The sequence below is a fragment of the Mycolicibacterium aromaticivorans JS19b1 = JCM 16368 genome, from assembly GCF_000559085.1.
Lineage (GTDB): Bacteria > Actinomycetota > Actinomycetes > Mycobacteriales > Mycobacteriaceae > Mycobacterium > Mycobacterium aromaticivorans.
The window spans coordinates 86,511-105,202 of sequence record NZ_JALN02000002.1 but is presented as its reverse complement, the minus strand read 5'-3'; the positions used below and the strand labels follow the sequence as shown (position 1 = coordinate 105,202).

General features: G+C 66.5%; 12 protein-coding genes. 3 read left to right on the top strand and 9 right to left on the bottom strand.

Going from position 1 to position 18,692, the window contains the following annotated elements:
• The first annotated feature begins 29 nt into the window (after window positions 1-29).
• A complete protein-coding gene (locus Y900_RS26805; protein ID WP_036348257.1) occupies window positions 30-5,339 on the top strand; it encodes a helicase-like domain-containing protein in 5,310 nt (1,769 codons plus the stop codon).
• 6 nt (window positions 5,340-5,345) lie between these two features.
• Here the strand turns inward: Y900_RS26805 and Y900_RS30520 are convergent, their stop codons facing one another.
• Window positions 5,346-6,230 carry a DUF4226 domain-containing protein gene (locus Y900_RS30520; RefSeq protein ID WP_051660489.1) on the bottom strand — a complete coding sequence of 295 codons (885 nt, stop codon included), beginning with the start codon at window positions 6,228-6,230 and terminating at the stop codon, window positions 5,346-5,348.
• Window positions 6,231-6,301: 71 nt separating this feature from the next.
• Here Y900_RS30520 and Y900_RS26795 point away from each other — a divergent pair, with 71 nt between their 5' ends.
• Window positions 6,302-6,613 carry a hypothetical protein gene (locus Y900_RS26795; RefSeq protein ID WP_036348254.1) on the top strand — a complete coding sequence of 104 codons (312 nt, stop codon included), beginning with the start codon at window positions 6,302-6,304 and terminating at the stop codon, window positions 6,611-6,613.
• A 5-nt stretch (window positions 6,614-6,618) separates the two neighbouring features.
• Here Y900_RS26795 and Y900_RS26790 read toward each other — a convergent pair whose 3' ends face one another.
• The 8 genes from Y900_RS26790 to Y900_RS26755 all read right to left on the bottom strand — a co-directional run bounded on the left by Y900_RS26790 (window position 6,619) and on the right by Y900_RS26755 (window position 17,068).
• Window positions 6,619-7,746, bottom strand: coding sequence for a hypothetical protein (locus tag Y900_RS26790; RefSeq protein ID WP_157838284.1), 1,128 nt, complete (start codon window positions 7,744-7,746; stop codon window positions 6,619-6,621).
• Between the two features lie 610 nt (window positions 7,747-8,356).
• On the bottom strand, window positions 8,357-8,635 hold the full coding sequence (locus Y900_RS26785) for a hypothetical protein (RefSeq protein WP_036348249.1): 279 nt from the start codon (window positions 8,633-8,635) through the stop codon (window positions 8,357-8,359).
• Window positions 8,636-8,731: 96 nt separating this feature from the next.
• Window positions 8,732-10,180: a SidA/IucD/PvdA family monooxygenase gene (locus tag Y900_RS26780; RefSeq protein ID WP_036348246.1), complete on the bottom strand. Its 1,449-nt coding sequence runs from the start codon at window positions 10,178-10,180 to the stop codon at window positions 8,732-8,734.
• A gap of 466 nt (window positions 10,181-10,646) precedes the next feature.
• The gene (gene eno / locus Y900_RS26775; RefSeq protein ID WP_036348243.1) at window positions 10,647-11,915 is read right to left on the bottom strand and encodes a phosphopyruvate hydratase; all 1,269 of its coding nucleotides are present in this window, start codon (window positions 11,913-11,915) and stop codon (window positions 10,647-10,649) included.
• Between the two features lie 316 nt (window positions 11,916-12,231).
• Window positions 12,232-12,474, bottom strand: coding sequence for a hypothetical protein (locus tag Y900_RS26770; RefSeq protein ID WP_036348240.1), 243 nt, complete (start codon window positions 12,472-12,474; stop codon window positions 12,232-12,234).
• A 406-nt stretch (window positions 12,475-12,880) separates the two neighbouring features.
• The gene (locus Y900_RS26765) at window positions 12,881-15,325 is read right to left on the bottom strand and encodes a heavy metal translocating P-type ATPase (protein WP_051660550.1); all 2,445 of its coding nucleotides are present in this window, start codon (window positions 15,323-15,325) and stop codon (window positions 12,881-12,883) included.
• A gap of 101 nt (window positions 15,326-15,426) precedes the next feature.
• Window positions 15,427-15,849 (bottom strand): universal stress protein, encoded by a 423-nt coding sequence (locus tag Y900_RS26760; protein ID WP_192827612.1) that lies wholly within the window; start codon window positions 15,847-15,849, stop codon window positions 15,427-15,429.
• A gap of 259 nt (window positions 15,850-16,108) precedes the next feature.
• Window positions 16,109-17,068: a cation diffusion facilitator family transporter gene (locus Y900_RS26755; protein WP_272945578.1), complete on the bottom strand. Its 960-nt coding sequence runs from the start codon at window positions 17,066-17,068 to the stop codon at window positions 16,109-16,111.
• Window positions 17,069-17,428: 360 nt separating this feature from the next.
• Between Y900_RS26755 and Y900_RS26750 the strand changes: the two genes are divergently transcribed.
• Window positions 17,429-18,178, top strand: coding sequence for a transglutaminase-like domain-containing protein (locus Y900_RS26750; RefSeq protein ID WP_051660488.1), 750 nt, complete (start codon window positions 17,429-17,431; stop codon window positions 18,176-18,178).
• Window positions 18,179-18,692: the final 514 nt, after the last annotated feature.

The following is an 18,692-nucleotide window of genomic DNA, read 5'->3' as shown; positions in this document are numbered from 1 at the left end:
CCCCACCGTGGCCGCCGCCGCCGGCCACGGTGGGGGAGGAGTTCCACAGCGCCGCTGACTTCCCGGCCAGCACCGACGTCCTGGTCCCCTCCGGCGCAAAAGCGCGCGCCCGCGCCAACATCGCCGCCATCGAGCTCGTCGCGACGCTGCGCGACGCGCAACGACCCGCAACACTGCCCGAACAGCGCATCCTGGCCGCCTGGTCCGGGTGGGGAGCGATACCCCAGGTCTTCGACCCCCGCAACGACGACTTCGCCACCGAACGCGCCCAAGTCGCCGCCCTGCTCACACCAGAGCAGTACCGTCGCGCCCAAGCCTCCATCCTCAACGCCCACTACACCGACCCCGCGGTCGTTTCGGTGATCTGGGATGCACTAGGGGCGGCGGGATTCTCCGGAGGCCGGGTACTCGAACCCGGTTGCGGCAGCGGCACATTCATCGGGCATGCACCCCAGGCGACGACCATGGTCGGCGTCGAAGCCGACGACGTCACCGCGTCGATCGCCGCGCTGCTCTACCCCTCGGCCCAGATCCGTCACGAAGGCTTCGAAACCACCCGCGTACCCGACGCCAGCTTCACCGCCGCGGTGGGCAACGTGCCCTTTGGCCGGTACGCACTCACCGATCCCGTGCACAACCCGCGCCGCCACAGCATCCACAACCACTTCATCGTCAAATCACTGTCGCTGGTCGCGCCCGGCGGCTACGTCGCCGTCCTGACCAGCCGCTACACCATGGACTCGGTGAAACCAGCCGCGCGCCAAGACATTGCGGCCCACGCAGACCTCATCGGCGCCGTCCGGCTGCCCTCTCAAGCGTTCAGCAGAGTCGCCGGCACCGAAGTCGTCACCGACCTACTGATCTTCCGTCGTCGCGAGCCCACCGTCGCGGCCGATCTCGACACACTCGACTGGATCGACACCGCGCCAGTTGACCTGGTCGACCCCAATAGCGGCGCAGAAGACCAGGCGCCCATCAACACCTATTTCATCAACAACCCGCACCGGGTGCTCGGCGCCATGGAACTGGGCCGCGGCCTGTACGGCTCTGCCCAACTGGCCGTCGCCGGATCCACCGGCCACGCCCTGGCCGAGCAGCTTGCCGACCAACTCCATCCCATGATCGCCGCGGCCGTCGCCCGCGGACAGGGCCTCACCGCGCGCAGCGACGATCTCACCGCCTGCGCGCCAACGGTATTCGCCCCCGGCCTACGCACCGACGACACCGCGACCGACGATCCGCCGCTGTACACCCTGCGCTACAACGCAGCCACCCGCAGCATCGACTACTGGGCCGGCCACACCTGGGAGCTCAACAAGACCCCCAGAACCCTCGTCGACGAGACCAAAGAGTTAATCGCGCTGCGCGACGTCGCCACCAAACTCATTGCCGCCCAACGCAACGGCGACCCCGAAGCCGAACGCGACCAGCTACGCGCGCACCTGGGCACCCTCTACGACAACTACGCGAGAAAGCGCGGTCCGCTCAACCGGTTCGAATGGATCACCCAGAACGTCAGCCAGACACGCCACGACAAACGCCTCGACGACGCTGAGAAGCCCTGGCGCGAACAAGAAGGCGAACCCGGCCGGCCCTACCGCGGGCCCATCCCCGACGAGCTCGCCCAACAGTGGGACAACGACGCCTGGGAGCCGCCCGCCCCCTTCAAGAAGTACCGCCACCTCGACGGCGGCATGCGCTATGACCCCGGCTGGGCAGTCGTGTCGTCCCTGGAAATCTTCGACGACGACACCGGCACCGCCGTCAAAGCACCCATCTTCACCCGCGACCTGCTCACCGCCCACGTCGAACGCAGCACCGCCGACACCCCCGAAGAGGCATTGGCACTGAGCCTGGACCGCACCCGCGGCGTGGACATCGACCTCATCTCCCACCTGCTGGGCGTCGGCGCCGAGGACACCCACGCCCTGCTCGACGGCCTGGTCTATCCCAGCCTGACCAACCCTGAAGAGTTCGTCCCGGCCACCACCGCGCTATCGGGCAACGTCCGCGCCAAACTGGCCGCCGCCGTCGAGGCCGCCGACACCAACCCGGTCTACGAGTCCTACGCCCAAGCCCTGCGCGAGGTTCAGCCCGAACAGCGCGAAGCCGAAGACATCAGGGTCCGCCCCGGGGCCCCCTGGATCCCCCCCGCCGTCATCGCCGCCTTCGCCGAGAAGACCTTCGGCGTCACCGACGTCAAAGCCGAACACCTCGGTGGGCGCTGGACAGTCGACGTGGCCAACTACAAACGCCACGGCCGCCTCATGACCGACGAATGGGGCCTGGAAAGACGCGGCCACGACGCCGTCAGTCTGCTCGAAGCGGTCTGCAACTCCAAGGCCGTCGTCATCACCCTCGAAGAGGGCGAGGTCGACGCCCAAGCCACCTTCGCCGCGCAAGCCAAGTGCGCCAAGATCACCGAGGAATTCGGCCGCTGGCTGTGGTCAGAGGACGAACGCCGCGACACCCTCGTCGCCGAGTACAACCGGCGATTCAACTCGTTGCGCGCCCCCAACTACGACGGCAGCCATCTGCGCCTGCCCGGGCTCTCGGATCACTTCACCCCACACGCCTATCAGCGCAACGCCGTCGCCCGGATCATCAACGAGCCCGCCACCCTCCTCGACCACGTAGTCGGTGCCGGCAAGACCGGCACCATGCTGATTTCTGCGATGGAGTTGGGTCGCCTCGGACTGGTCCGCCAGCCCTGGATAGTGGTCCCCAACCACATCATCGAACAGGTTGGGCGCGAAGCCAAGCAGTGGTATCCCGCCGCCAACGTGCTACTCGGATCCTCAGCCACCACCGCCGAGGGACGCCGGCGGTTCATCGCCCAGAGCGCAGCCAGCGAGTGGGACATCGTGATCGTGCCGCAGTCGGCGTTCACCGCGATCAACGTCTCCACCGACGTGCGCACCACCTACGTCGAAAAGCAACTCGACGATCTCCGCGCGCAGCTCGACAACGCGACCGTCGAGCGCAGCCAAAAGGCCATCATGCGCGCCATCAAGACCGCGCAAGCCCGAGTGGAAAAACTGTTGGCGCACAGCGCCAAAGACACCGGCCTGCGTTTCGAGGAGTCCGGCTGCGACTACCTGTTCATCGACGAGGCGCACATGTACAAGAACAAGCAGCGCGTCTGCAACATCGAGGAGCTTTCCTGTACGACAGCCGCCCAGCGGGCCGAGGACCTCGGCCTCAAACTCGACGTGCTTCGTCAGCGCCGCCACGACGAGGCCCTGGCCCGCGGCATCCCCGAACACGCCGTCACCGAGCGTGTCGCCACCTTCGCCACGGGCACACCGATCGCCAACTCCCTCGGAGAGCTATGGGTGATGCAGACCTACCTACGACCCGATCTGCTCGAAGCCGCCGGGGTCGCCGAGCTCGGCGACTGGGGTGCCGCATTCACCGCCACCCACACCAGCATCGAAGTCAACGCCACCGGCACCAAACTGCGCCCCGTCACCCGCGTCGCCAAGTACACCAACCTGCCCGAACTGCTGGCGCTGTCCAACGCCTACACCGACGTCGTAACCCGCGACCAGGTACCGGTGGCATTGCCCACGCTACGTACTGGCGCTCGCCAAATCATCAGCCTGCAACCCGACGTAGAACTGGTCGACTTCATCGCCGATCTGGGCTGGCGCGCAGACCACCTCGACGCCCGAAAACCCCAGCGCGACAACATCCTCAAGATCAGCAACGACGGCCGCAACGCCTCCCTGGACCCCCGCCTGGCCCACCTCGGCCAGCCCAGCTACAGCCGAGCCGCAGCAGTCGCCGAACAGGCCATGCAGGTCCACAACCGTCACATTCACCGCCTCTACCGCGACCCCGACACCGGAGTGCAGCTGCCGATGCGCGGCGGACTGCAGCTGATGTTCTGCGATCGCGGCACACCGTCAAAGGATCCGCGCCAATTCACCATCTACCAGGCGATCAAGGACGAACTAGTCGCTCGAGGCATGCCGGCAGAAGCCGTGCGATTCGTCCACGAGGCGCGCAACCCCGCACAACTCAAAGCTCTGTTCGCCCAATGCAATCGCGGCGAAGTATCCGTACTGCTCGGCAGCACCGAGAAGATGGGCACCGGCACCAACGTGCAAACGCGCCTGGTCGCGCTGCACCACGTCGACGTACCTTGGCGCCCAGCCGATCTTGAGCAGCGCGAGGGCCGCATCCTGCGACAAGGCAACCAGAACGACGAGGTCGACATCTTCAACTACGTCACCGAGTCCAGCTACGACACCGTGATGTGGCAAAAGGTTCAGGCCAAAACCGTGTTCATCGAACAGATGCGCCGCAGCGAGGTCCTCGACACCGAGATCGAAGACCTCAGCGGCGGTGACATCGGCGCCGCAGCGGCCGAGACGAAGGCCATCGCCACCGGCGACCCCCGCTACCTGCGACAAGTCGAACTCGACGACGCCGTACGCCGCCTGACCGCGCTGCAACGCGCACACCAGCAATCCGTCCGCAACCGCGACTGGCAAGTCCGCGTCCTGGAGCGCGCGATCCCCGCCAAACAATCCGACATCGACCAGATCGCACCGGTCGCCCTGGCCGCCGAGGCGCGCGGTGAGGCCGCGCACCGCCTCGCCGTCGGCGCCAACACCTACACCGACCGGCCCGAGGCTGCGGCAGCCCTCACCACCGCATGCCGGCGCGCCTACATGGCCGGCAAGGACCGCGGCGCATCGCGGTACGAGCCGATCGGCGCCTCCATCAACGGGATCGAGATCCTCGGCGCCCGCGACCTCACCCACGACATGCTCCTGTTGCGCCTGGCCGTTCCGTCGCGCACCACCGAACTGGAAGCCGCCGACCTGCTCGCCGCCGGCTCCGCACTCGGACACGACGTCTCCGGCCCCAAACAGCTTGGCCTGCTGCGCCGAGTCGAGAACCTCTACACGGGGCTCCCCGAGCACCACGTGCGCCTGCAACGCGAACAGCAGCGCCAGCACGCCGAACTCGACGACCTCCTGGCCAACCCGCCCGGGCCCTTCGAGCACAGCAGCACACTGGAAACCGAACAAGCCGAGCTCGCCGCGCTCACGCTGGATCTGCGGATGGCCGCCGAAAGCCCCGAAGCCAAGGCCAAGGCCGAAGCCGCCACCAAGCGCATGAAGATGCGCGGCCGCGAGCCCGGCTGGAGCCTGCACCTCAACCCCACCCCGGCCCTGGTCGAAGAACTCGGCTACCCCAACGGCGACGCCCTGCGCCGCGCGGTGCGGATACGTGAGCGCATCGCGCTCGAACAGCACCAGCACGACATCGATCCCCGCGACCGCGACCGCAGTCGTCATGAGGACGGACCCGGGCTTGACGTCTAAGAGCGGTCAGATGGGCGCGGGTCCGCCGGAAACGCCTGGCCCGGGGCCAACGCCTTCGCTGCCGCCGAGCACCGGGAGCTCCGCTACGGGCGTGCCCCACTCGTCGACCGGGCCTGAGTCGTTGTCTCCCCACGGTCGCCACGGAGCAGACGCGGACTCGAACTGCCGGCCAACGGCGTGCATGTTGGCGGCCAGGCGCACCGATGCTTGCTGCGCGTCGCTGCTGACCTGTTTGGCCTCGCCGGCCTTCATCTGCAGGAAGTCGGCCAACTGCTCACGCCCGGCCGCGGTGCCCAAACTCGGCTGCAGAGCCGCGATACCCGACCGGATCTCTTGATGGATCCGCTGCAGCTGCATCCGTGACTGAGCATCCGCGGTGTGGGCGTCGCTGAGGTTCTTGTACAACCCCTGATCTGCTTCGCTGAGGGTCGCCCGTGTCTTCTGCAGCGACGCCTCGGCGTCGTCTGCGGCCTCGCCGCCCTTGCCTGACCAGGCCGCCGGCATTACGGAGCCCGGCGGCAGCGGCCGGTGATCGGGCACCCAAACACCCGATCCGGGCGGGGATTCGGTGTAGCGCGGCCCCATGGGGTAGTTCGGCGGACCCAACTCGCCCGGCTGCTGGATGACGACTCCGCCGTCGTCATGAATGCCGTCGAGCGTGGAGCGCGGCATCCCGGAGGACGTATTCATGTCCTGCTCGGGAATGTAGGGCGGGTACTGCGGAACTTCGGGAGCAACGCCGTCCGGGCCGGGGATCCGTGGCGAATAAGTCGGCGCGGGGTAGGGCGGCAGCGTGGGATCCGGTGTCGGCGTGTCCAGCGGCGCGTCGATGCCGCCCAACGCACCGATGCCCGTCAATAGGTCATTGACCTGTTGTTGCCAGAAACCCACGCCCCCGAAGATATGCGCACCGCCGGTCGGCCCGCTACCAGCAGCCCCCACATTGCCACATAATCGAACACATGTTTGATGAATGGCGCGTGTCGGATGAGTACCCGACCCTGTTCCTACTCAGTCGCCCGGTCTGGGTCGACACTGCGCGGGTGCTGCCGGCCAGCGGCATTCGCCAAGATGAGCTCCCGCTCTGGGTCCGTGCCAGCGGTCTGAGGGTCGAGCCGCGCCTCCTGGGCCGCCAGACGGCCTGGTTGCGTCGCAGCGACGGGGGATGGCTGGCCGTCGTCGAAGTCAGCGCCGCGAGCTCGAATGGCCAGTCACGGATCAGCACGACCCTGTGGCTCACACCGGAGGTGATCACCCCCGCGCCCGAGACCTAACGCTGCTATCCGCCGGGCCGGCTCACCGTGGTGTTGTCTGCGCCGCGCCGTTGCGCGTGCTTCCTGAGTTCTGAAATCCGTCCTCGTGTCTTGCGGGCCCACTCCCCATCGAGGGCGGTTACCAGCGTCAGCCACATCGGCACTGCCAGCAGCCACTTCACTTGGTCACGGTCCATCGTCCGAGAGGCCGGCGTGCGCTGGGCCCACGACCACGCCAGTGATCGGGCCACGTCGTCGACCATCCAGTACAGCGCCTCCTCGGGGTCAGCGGTTGAAACCGACACCTCCCCCCGGACCGGATCGACCGTCTGGTAGCGAACCTCGCTGCCCGTGAAGCTGTAGGTCGGGCCGTGGCCACGATGCCGGGACTGTTTGCGGGCCTTGACCTCTTGGGGGCGGGGGAGCTCGCCAATCACGCTGCCCGACAGGCTCGCCAGCGTCGTGAGCACGCCATCGAGGGCGCCGCCGAACCGCTCCGAGCTCACCTCGGAACCCACCTGTGACAGCTGTTCGCGTGGCGACGGCTCCTGACCGACCGCGGCACGCGGTAGCGGTGCTCGGGGCGCGGCTTGCTCTTCGGGCTCTGGCTGCGGTTCCGGCTCGGCGCTCTGGGCGAGCACGGCGTCGACGACGACCGTGGCCACCCAGTCCACCTTGGTCGAGTCGAACACCGTGCCGGCTCCCAGACTGGCATCGACGACGTAGGCGAAATCGGCAACGACGCTCTGCGCCCCTGGCTCAAGCGCGCCAGCAGCGTGGGGGCGCAGCGCGATGTAGTGCGTCCACGCGAACAGCCCGTCTCCGTCGGCCCCCACGTAGGCGGGGTCATAGCGCGGACGGTCGACGTCTGCGATCGGACGTTGAATGGGCTGCATCAGCTGCGCACACCAATACTCACCGCACCAGTGCTCAGCCTCTCCCTGGGCGCCTGTGAGGCAGCCCAGGGTCACGGCGTACGTCGCCATCGCCGCGTCGAGTTCGGATTGCGGGCCGGTGCTGGAGAGGACCTCGCGGACCACGACCGGGAATTCGGCTACACCTTGAACGTCCACCCTGCTGCTCTCCTCCCGGACGGCCGCTTCGGCGGCCGCGGTGTGCTTACCGCCGACCCTGGGTCCAGCCGTTTCCCGCACCATAGGCCGTGGCAGCGCCAGCGGCCCACCACCACACCCGCATTGGTGCTCAGGTGCTCTCCAGCAGCGCCGCTAGATCATCATCGCCGCGGGCGCGCAAGACCGGGGCCCACGTCGCTGCGTCGACATTTCAGGCTCGCAGCCAACGCGGCGGCCGGGTTGCGCACCGTATGGCCGAGCAGATGCGCCACCCGCCGCGGTGCAGGCTCTTCAGGGCCAAGGCGCGTCACCTCGAGAGCGGCGGCGTCGAGCCGGAAGGCGAGCACCAGTGTGTCGTGCGTAGTCGCTTCGCTTCTTATCTGGAGGAGAGGGAGAGGAAATAGGGCCTGACCTGCAGGAATGCTGTAATGGTCATATCCACGATGGGGGTCATAGTTCAGCGGTAACAAGAAGCAACACAGTCGATATCTCGGTGAAGTCAGCGCCGCCGACCAGGCAGCCAACCTCGCCGCTGGCTGGCCGCTCGCCCACGGCCGTGGCCTGACCACGAAGAGCGACCCCGCTAACGAAGGCCGGGCCGCAACTGTGTAGCTAGTTGCGCTGTTCTACGCGGTGCTGGGCTCGTTTTGAACGACGCACTCAGCGCTGTGAGGCCTGCACCGAAACCTCATCAAATTCGGGCATAGTCGCGGGTCAAGCCTTGCTCGACGGACTCCGACGCGCCACCGGCTTGCACTTCCTTCGCGACTACTGCCAGGACCTCAGGCGTCCAGGACCTCCAGTCCGACCCGTGGCAGATAGCTAGGTTCTTCATGCCCTGGTCGATGAAGAATCGAAGCAAGTCGGCTTTGGAGCAGTGTAGGGCGAAGGCGAGTCCCCGCAGTTCGTCATCCTTACTCTGCGGCAGATGAAACGAGCGCAGGACCATCGCGTCTGCGTTTTCAGCCATGTCGTACCCCTTGACGAGTTCTCATATACACCTATACATATATATATGCCGATGGGGCGCCATTGTCAACACGCGCGTGTTGCCTGGTGTGAGCATCTATTGCTCCAGGCCGCGCTGGCAGTATGCCGAGAGAACGCGGTCAGCGACCCAGCCCAGGCCCATCAGGTTCGTTGATGCGGGACCTTGAATGGCTCCCAGCCCCGGAACGTGCAGGCGCGGGGGGAAATCCGCACCGCCGGCAAGCGGTCCACGCACGCTGAGGTCAAACGCGATCTGCGACAGGATCTGGGGGCGTCTATCTTTGTCGGCGAAGAAGTCGCGCAACGGCGGCGTCGGTGCGAAGAAGTCGTCGGCGAATCCCCAGCGATCGAACCCGCGGGCATCGATGATGACAGTTCCGGGTCGTCTGACTATCGGCGGTGCTGGCGTTCCGCCGACACCCGGGAACGGAGGAGGCCCGAGCGATGGGAGCACGGCCCCTACCCATCGCTTCCATGTCGGCGCGGACGTCGTTGCTAGCGCAGGGTCAGGTGGTGCCTCCATCTCGAGCTCGAGCTCCGGATCGCCGGGGGCGCCGGGGACGACGGGGTGATAGCGGAGCGCGTTGTAGCACTCGTATGTGATGTTGTCGGACACGAGGTTTCGCAGCACGTAATCCCAGACCACAGCTGCGGTGGTGCGGGCAAGAAAGGCTTCGCGGACGTGGGGTGGGAGTGCTTTCCACGCATCATCGTCGGTGAAGAGTCGGTCCTCGAACGGGCCGTCATGGCGCGCGAACAAGGTGGCCTCGCGCCCGATGATGGTGATAGGCAGGGTCGTGAGGCCTTTGCGCACGAACGAGTACGCGATCGCGGCAGCGGTGCCGCCTGCGCCGATGATCAGCACCGAGGGATCCGGGTCGGCAGACAGCAGGTCCCGCATTCGCCGACTGGATGCCGGCTGCCAGAACGTACGACCGTCGAACACACGGCCGTTGGCGCCGTCGAGGGCAGGTAGCGGTCGGCCGCTCCCTGTGATTACCACGCCGTCATAGTCGTTGGATGTGATCCCGCCATTCGAGTTGGTGGAATCGATCCGCCACGTCCTCGCGGCATCATCGAAGCCGACTGCTGACACCCTGTCCGGAATCAAGGTCGCTGCACCTTGACTGACGGCCTTGTCTACGGCGTATTCAAGGTAGTCCGCGAAGTCGATGTGTCGGGGCGGATGGCGGCCGTTGACGACCCAGTCCCGGTAGCGCGAGCGTCCGGCTGAGTTGATGGCGAACGACTGCCATGAGAAGTCGCCGATCATCGCTTGCGCGACGCCAGGGCCGTAGCTCGCCGTGTCGTACGGGAAGCCGAGGTCTCGCTCAGCGAGAGTGCACAGCGGCTGCACGCCGTCCGTGTATCCGATGGAACCGCGCCACGCGGCCCCCACCTGGTCCTGATCGTAGAGATCGATGTGCGGAGGCGGCGTGCGATGATTTGCCGCGCGAAGGGCGGCGGCTTTCGCGGCGATGGCCGCGCCCTTGGGGCCGGCTCCGATGATCGCAAGTCGGGCCATGTTCCTCTCCTCCATCGCCGCGACAGTGTCGCATTGCTGCAATCGTTCTCGCCGGATAATCGGATGGGACCACCACCCTGGGACCACACACCTATGCGAGGCGCCGTCTCTCCGTCGACGACTTCCTACAGATAACCCGACCGTGACGACATCGCCACCCGACGATGCAACACCGTCGCGGAGGTCAACGCCAGGCGCTCGCCACCTAGAGATATCGAGCGCTACGGCTTGCGCTCGCAGCGAGCCGGCGCTGGCGCCCGTGGTGGACGACAGTTTCCAATACAAGGCGACCTCACCTTGCGGGCTGGCGAAGACTCGCGGCCGCTGATCGGCGCAGGGCTGTGGCTCTCGCGCCTCGCACGGCGATTGCAGTCCGGCCGGCTCGACGCCTACATGGCCTACATGCTGCTGGCCGTGCTGGCCGTGGTCATCAACGACGGCATAACCGAGGCCAGCAATTCAGAGATCACAGGTGGGTCGGGAGCCCGAATGGCTGGCTCGGGGCGCTACGGGCGATCTCCAGCAGGCGGTTGTACTTAACGACACGCTCGCCGCGTGCCGGCGCGCCGGACTTGATCTGGCCACAGCCCGACCCCACCGCCAGGTCGGCGATGAACGGATCGGTGGTTTCCCCGGACCGATGCGAGATCATCGCGCCGTACCCCGAGTCTCGGCAAACCTGCAGTGCAGCCAGGGTTTCCGACACGGTGCCCACCTGGTTGACCTTGATCAGCGCTGCGTTGGCGATATGGTCACCGACTGCCGCGGCGATCAGGTCGGGATCGGTGACGAAATTGTCGTCACCCACCAGCTGAATCCGATCGCCCAACGCATCGGTCAACGCCGCCCACCCCCAGGTGTCGGTCTCAGCCATACCGTCTTCGATGCTCCACACCGGAAACTCCTCAACGATGGCGGTGAAGCGGTCGACCATGTCCTGACTCGATAGCGATTCGCCACCCACTTGATATCGTCCGTCTCGATAGAACTCGCTGGCCGCGGGATCCAGAGCGATCGCGACGCCCTCAGGGCCGACCTGATAGCCGGAATCGGTGATGGCCCGTCGCAGCAGGTCCAGAACGTCCTCGGGCCTGCTGATATCGGGGGCGAACCCACCCTCGTCGCCGAGTCCGGTGGCGAAGCCTCTGCGCGCCAGCTCATTCCGCAGCTCGGCATACACCTCAGCGCCGGCCCGAATTGCCTCGGCCAGCGACGGCGCCCCCAGCGGGGCGATCATGAACTCTTGGAAGTCAAGCGAGTTGGGGGCATGCACCCCGCCGTTGATCACATTGAAATGTGGCACCGGCAAACGAGGTGTCACCCCACCTGGGGTGAGCCAATGCCATAGCGGCTGCCCGGCCTCCACCGCGAAGCCGCGGGCCGCAGCCATCGAGACACCGACTATCGCGTTGGCGCCCAGCCGAGATTTGTTGGGTGTGCCATCCAGTTCCCGCATCGCCGTGTCGACCTCGAGCAGCGAGGACCACGTTCGCCCGGTCAGTGCTTCGGCGATCGGGCCGTTGACGTTGTCCGCCGCTTGCTGCACACCGAGGCCGTGGTAGCGGCTGGTGCCGTCGCGCAACTCGACCGCCTCGCGACTACCCGTCGACGCGCCCGAAGGGACACCAGCCTCGACCGTCTGCCCGCCGGACAGCAGCGCCTGAACCCACACCGTGGGCCGACCACGCGAATCGAGAATCTCGGCCGCCGACACCGACGAGAACCGCACCGCCATCAAGGCACCTCCGCGTTCAGCCCAGCATCCACGACGATCGGGGAACCGTTGGCCGTCCCGACGGGACAAGCGGTTATGGCGGGCCCAACCGCCATCGACGCTCTCACCATAGCCCGAACCAGCAATGCTGGCAGCTAATACCGGCGGGCATCGCGGGGATCGCGCCGACCGGACACGGCGGCACAAAACAGTTGGGGCGCTGAGCCATACGTCGAGATTTACCGGTAACCCGCCATATTCGATCTCGCCGTATTCGGCAGTGAAGCGCAATAGCGGCAGAGGCGACACCACGCTCCGCGACGCAGCGCCGCTCCGGTCAGCCGGCCGTATCAGCAGTGGGGCCGCCAGGCGGTATCACCTGGTAGCTATAACGCCACTCAACCTCGGTGCCATGCTCACCGCCGACCGGCCGTGATCCGTGGAGATGCAAAAAAACGACTATGTCATCGTCGCCGACTTGAGCCTGAGCCTTCTGCTCCGCCAGCGACCTTACTTGGGCCGGGCTCATCGTGTCGGGCACCACGATGGTGTCGTGCCGCACGTTCGAGGCATCGGCCATACCGACAGGCTGCGGCAAATGAGGGCTTCCGCTTCCCGACGACGCGCACCCTCACATAACCGTGATCGACACGTGCTCGGCCTGCGACGCAACCACCGCCACTCGACATTGACCATGCCGAAGGGGCGCCGAGGCTATCGCGACGACCAGTTGGAGGCGGCTTTTACTTGCTTTCCCGGGACTTGCTTTTACCCCCAAGGGGTATGTGTACGATACGAATCATCATACCCCCGGTGGTATCAAGATCGCGGGGTCTTCTAACTCCACCGACCGACACACTGCACCAGTGAGCGTCGACGTGTCGTTGGCAGTCGCACCGGTGACCTTGTCGGAATTGAGCGGTGAACTGTCGTGATCCCCATCCAGGGTGCTGCGAGGTTGCTGGACTGAAAATATGGGTCGTTCATCATGGGGGCGCGTACCCGGTTGGCGGCGGCTGGGGCGCGCGGTGGGGGCGTTCGCGATAGGCCAGCAAGCGCAGCGCGTTGGCCACCACAATGAGTGTGGAGCCCTCGTGGAAGACGACCGCGGGGCCGATACCGAGGAAACCGATCAGGGTGGCAGGGATCAAGAAGCCCACCATCCCCAGGCTGATGTAGAGGTTTTGGCGGATGACGGCGCTGGCCTTGCGGCTGAGGGCCATCACGACGGGGAGTCTGGCGAGATCATCGCTCATCAGGGCGACGTCGGCGGTTTCGAGGGCGACATCGGAGCCAGCGGCCCCCATCGCAATGCCCACGGTGGCGTGCGCGAGCGCGGGTGCATCGTTGACGCCGTCACCGACCATGGCGACCTTGCCTTCTTCGTAGCGCAACCGTTCGATCGCGGTGACCTTGTCGGCGGGCAGCAGATCGCCCCACGCCTCGGTCAGGCCCACCTCGCGCGCGATCGAGTCCGCGACGAGTTGGTGGTCGCCGGAGAGCATGACGGTTCGGCGCACGCCCATCGACCGGAGTTCGGTGAGGGCGTCCGCCGCTTGTGGGCGGGGCCGGTCCATGAGACCGAGGACGCCGAGGAAGCGGTCATCGCGTTTGACGATCATGGTGGTGCGCCCGCGCAACCGCAGCGCGTCCACGGTCGCCGCGACCGCCGGATCAACACCACCGTCGGCCGCGAAGAGGGCGGTGTTGCCGATGAGCACCGGGGCGCCGTTGACGGTGGCCTGCACCCCGCGGCCGGTGAGCGAGGTGACACCGGCCGCCGAGGGCAACGCTGCCGCGGTGAGCCGCTCTGCAGCGTCACGCACGATTGCTGCGGCCAGCGGATGGTCGCTGAGCGACTCCACGGCGACGGCCACCGCCAGCAGCTCCTGCGGGTCGACGCCGGGGGCCGCCACGACATCGGTGAGCCGCGGACGGCCCTCGGTGAGGGTGCCGGTTTTGTCGAACGCCATGGCCGTCACCGTCCCCAGGTTTTCCAGCGGGCCGCCTCCTTTGATCAGCACACCGAGCCGGCCCGCGCTGGCGACGGCGGCCAGTACCGCGCTGGGCGTGGCGATGGCCAGCGCGCAGGGACTCGCGGCGACCAGCACGGCCATCGCCCGATACAACGACTCCTGCCACGCCGAGCCCACCAGAGGACCGGCAAGAAGTACGACACCGACGAGAGTGAGTACGGCGGGCACGAAGACGCGCTCGAAACGGTCGGTGAACCGTTGGGTCGGCGACGCCTGCGTGTTGGCCTCGGCAACCATCGCGGCCAGCTTCGACAATGTCGACTGCGACGAGGGTCGAGTGACCTGCAGGTCAAGCTGACCGCTGCCGTTGATCGTCCCGGCGAACAGCCGCGATGACGCGGGCACCCGCTCGGGTTCCCCCGCGGCGACGGCGGCATCGGCGACCGGACGCTTGTCGACCGGGATGCTTTCGCCGGTCAACGGCGCCTGGTCCACGCTGCTGGTGCCGGCGAGCACGAATCCGTCAGCCGCGATCCGCTCGTTGGGCTTGACCACCACAACGTCGCCGACCCGCAGCTCCGCGACGCCGACCGTGCGCTCACGATCGCCGTCGCGGACGACGGCGCTGCTGGGGGCAAGCTGGGCCAGCGCCGCCACGGCACGCCGAGCGCGGCCCATCGCGTAGCCCTCAAGTGCGTGGCCGATGCTGAACAGAGCCAACAGCAGCGCGCCTTCCTCGACCTTGCCCAGCACGACCGCGCCGCCCGCCGCAACCAGCATCAACTGGTCGATCTCGAACCGGCGGTTGCGTACGCCCTGGTACGCCTCGCGGATCGTGAAGAAGCCACCCAGGATCCCCGCGACAACAAACAGCCACGTCACCTCGCTGTCCGACGCGCTCACCTGGAGCACAAAACCGATGGTCCACACCACGACGGAGGCGATCGCGAACACCAGTTCGGTGCGCTCGCCGAACAGACCCGTGCCGGGCCGCGCACCTGCCTGATCGTGATCGGCCTCACGCACACCCATCCCGGCGAGCGCACCCCGGATCGTGGCCTCCTCGATTCGTGTTCCGTCGAACTCGACGCGCACCAACCCCGGGGTCACTTCGGCCTCAACGACACCGTGTAGACCCCGCAGGGCATCGGCCACCGTTCGGGCCCGCCGGATATGGCTGACACCCGACACGGTCCACAACACATGACCGAACTGCTCGGTCAGCAACACCCCCGTCGACTCGGCCAGGTCGCGAATCTTGGCGACGCTGACCGCGTCGGGGTCGTAGTGCATGCACAGCCGCGCCGGCGAGGACTCGCTCGCCTCGACCACGTGCACCCGGTCCAAGCCTGGCGCGCCGGTCAGTGTGTCGATGAGCCGGCCGACGCACAAATCACGCCGGTCCAGAGCGTCGGGCAGCACTATCGGCAGGTCGAGCTCAACCTCGGCAGTCACGTCCACCCATCCACTCACCACATCGCGATGTTCACCAGGTGCAATGTTGGCGAGCCCGAAGCTTCCGCGCCAGTGCCGAATCGCCGTCACACGCACTACATCTAGGGACGAACGATCACGACCGGGCACGGGGCATGCTGGGCGCATTGGGAGCTCACCGAGCCCAGCAGCAGCCCGGCGAAACCGCCGCGGCCACGGGAGCCGACCACGAGGAGATCGGCGTCACGGGCGGCCTGGGTCAGCGCCTGGGCGGGGGAATCCTCGGTGACGACGCATTCGATGGCATCCGCATCGGCTCCCAGAGCCTGGCGGACCGCGTTCTGGGCCGACTGTTCGGCCTCCTGCTGCAACGCGTCATGGGCGGCTTCGGCGGCGAGGTGGGCGATCTCGCCGTCGCGGAACGGGAACGACCAGGCGTAGACGGCCCGCACCGTCGCGCCGCGCAGCCGCGCCTCCTCCACTGCCCAGCGCAACGCCTTCACCGACGCGGGGGAGCCGTCGATTCCAACGACAATGGTGGCCATGGCGCCTCAATTCGATTGACGGTGGACGATGCAGGCGATGCGTGTTGCCACATTCGTGATACCAGCTGGCGGGCGCTCGCGTCGTTCCCACCGCGGAGACGCGAACACCAGCTGCCGGGAAGGCGGACGAACACGATCGTGTACCCGGCGTTGCTGACTCGCCGACAGCCTTGCGCACCGTGCACGCATTGATCGTGACCAAGCTGCTACGGCCATATATGTCCCTCCCGGCATCGACAACACTGCCTGATCAGCGGCGCTATTCTGCCGACCGGTGAACGGGTCCGTGCGATTCGACGCAGTGCTCGTCGTGACCCTGCCCCCCGTGGTTGTCGCCGGCGTGGTCGACCTGCAGGGTGGTGTGGTCAAGGTGGTATTCGGTGTGCAGGACCGATTCGATCTCGCTGCGCGCGGCGTGGCAGTCGACACCGGCTCCGACCAGGACGTGCGCCGACAGCGACAGTTCACCCGAGGTGATCTGCCAGACGTGCAGATCATGCACCTCGACGATCTGGGGTATCGCGGCGATGCGCGGCCCGATCATGGCCGGGTCGGCGTGAGCGGGGGCCGCCTCCAAAAAGATCCGGCCGGACTCGCGGATCAGACCCCACCCCGCGCGCGCCATCAACACCGCCACCAGCAGCGCGGCGAGCGCATCCGCCCGGGCAAACCCCGTGGCCCACACCACCGCACCAGCGATCGCCGTCCCGATAAACGCATACAAATCGTTGAGGATGTGCTGGAATGCTCCCTCAACGTTGAGGCTGGTGCGGTTGGCCCGGCTGATGCTCCACGCCGCGGCGATGTTCACCGCGATCCCGACCAGCGCGGTGATCAACACCAACGGTCCCGACACCGCCGGCGGCTCGATCAAACGGCGCACCGACTCATACACGAACCAAACCGCCAGCAGCAACAACGTGATCCCGTTGGCCTGCGCAGAGAGAATCTCCACCCGCTTGAAACCATAGGTATACAAGCCCACCGCCGGGCGGGCGGCGACCCGGATCGCCACCAACGCCAACGCAATCGACGCCGCATCGGTGAGCATATGACCCGCGTCGGAAATCAACGCCAGCGAATGCGCCGCCACACCCACGACCACTTCGACGGCCATGAACCCGACAATCAACACCAAAGCGATGCCCAGCCACCGCCGATCAGCCACCGCCGACACCCCATGGCCGTGAGCATGGCCGTGCCCATCCTCGTGACCCACGCCCGAAACCTCCTCACCACCCAGGACGACCCCACGACCGCCACCGACCGAAACCAGCGAGCCCGAATGTCCCGGCGAATACCGCAGACATTAATACATGCGCATGAGCGAATACAATGATGATTTGGTGGAAGTCACGGTTGTTCCTGCCGCTGTACCCCTGGCAGCGAAGCACAATCATCGCAACGCCGTCCACATATGAAACCCGAAACTCAACAGCACCGCGTTGCACGCACCTGAACAAGCCCGCGTCTGCATCTTCACGGCGTTCGATTCTGCTTAGGTCGGCAGACATTATGGCCCAATGGTCGTGACTATCGGCCCTGTCTGCGACTGGCGCCGCGGCGTAATCTGCGTGGCATGGAGGATCGCTATCTGAGAGCGACGCCGTTGCTCGATATCGGTCATCCGAGCCTGAAAGCCCTTCTGAGGGAGCGATCCTGGATGGAGCTTCCCGAACGCGAGCGGATCGGCGCGATCTATGACTTCGTCCGAGACGAGATGCCGTTCGGGTACAACGCGTCCGACGACCTCCCGGCGTCGGCGGTGTTGGCCGACGGTTATGGCCAGTGCAACACCAAGACGACCCTGTTGATGGCGCTGCTGCGAGCCGGCGGCATCGGGTGCCGGTTTCACGGCGCGACCCTCGACAAGAGCCTCCAGCACGGGGTGATGATCGGTTTGCTGTACCGGCTCGCGCCGAACAGCATCATCCACAGCTGGGCCGAGGTGTGCGTCGACGGCCGCTGGGTCGGGCTCGAGGGCGTCATCCTCGACGACGCCTACCTCGACGGGATCCGGACAAGCATCTGCGGGGATGGCGGCCCGTTCCTGGGCTACGGCGTCGGCACCGACGACCTCGCCAACCCACCGATCCAGTGGGCAGGAACAGACACCCGCATCCAAGCAACAGGCGTCAACGAAGACTTCGGCGTCTTCGACGATCCCGACACCTTCTACCGCGCGCACGGTGTCAACGCCCGCGGCATCAAGGGATGGCTGTACCGGCACGTCATGCGCAAGGCCATGAACAAGAGGGTCAGGCGGATCCGGGCAGCGGGCGAGTGCGGCGCGGCGTCGTCTGCGGCGGCTGCGCACAGGGCGCTATAACCGTTCTGCAGTTCGTAGCCGCGCGGCCACGCCGACGACCTGGCCCACCGACGGATTGGCCGCTCTGAACATCGTCTCGACCATCAGGGCTTTCACCCTTGGCGCATCGGCGATCCCGTTGGCGCGGAACGTTTTTGAAGAACTGGCGCTCCGGCGAGCCGCGGCGTACCGAGCGGCACTGGGTACTGCCAACCCGTCCCGCGAGTACGCTTCGAGTGCTGTCCGCCCCGGCGGACGGTTGAGATCGACCGCACCGCTTTCGAGGCGATCCCCGAGCGGCTGATCCTTAAGGCCGCTATGAGAGCTGCGGCGGAGCTAATGGACGACATGACCGCCTCGGAGAGCACCTAGCCTCGGTCTTTCGTGAAACGGCTTCGCTGACGCGGCCTGTAATGCACGGAAGTGCCTGTCCTGCTTGAGAAACTAGGCTCGTCGAAGGTCCATATTTCTTCAAGTGGGAAGGCACTCCGTAGGTGAAGCGTAGCGCGGTTTGTTCTGTGGTGGTCGATTCGGC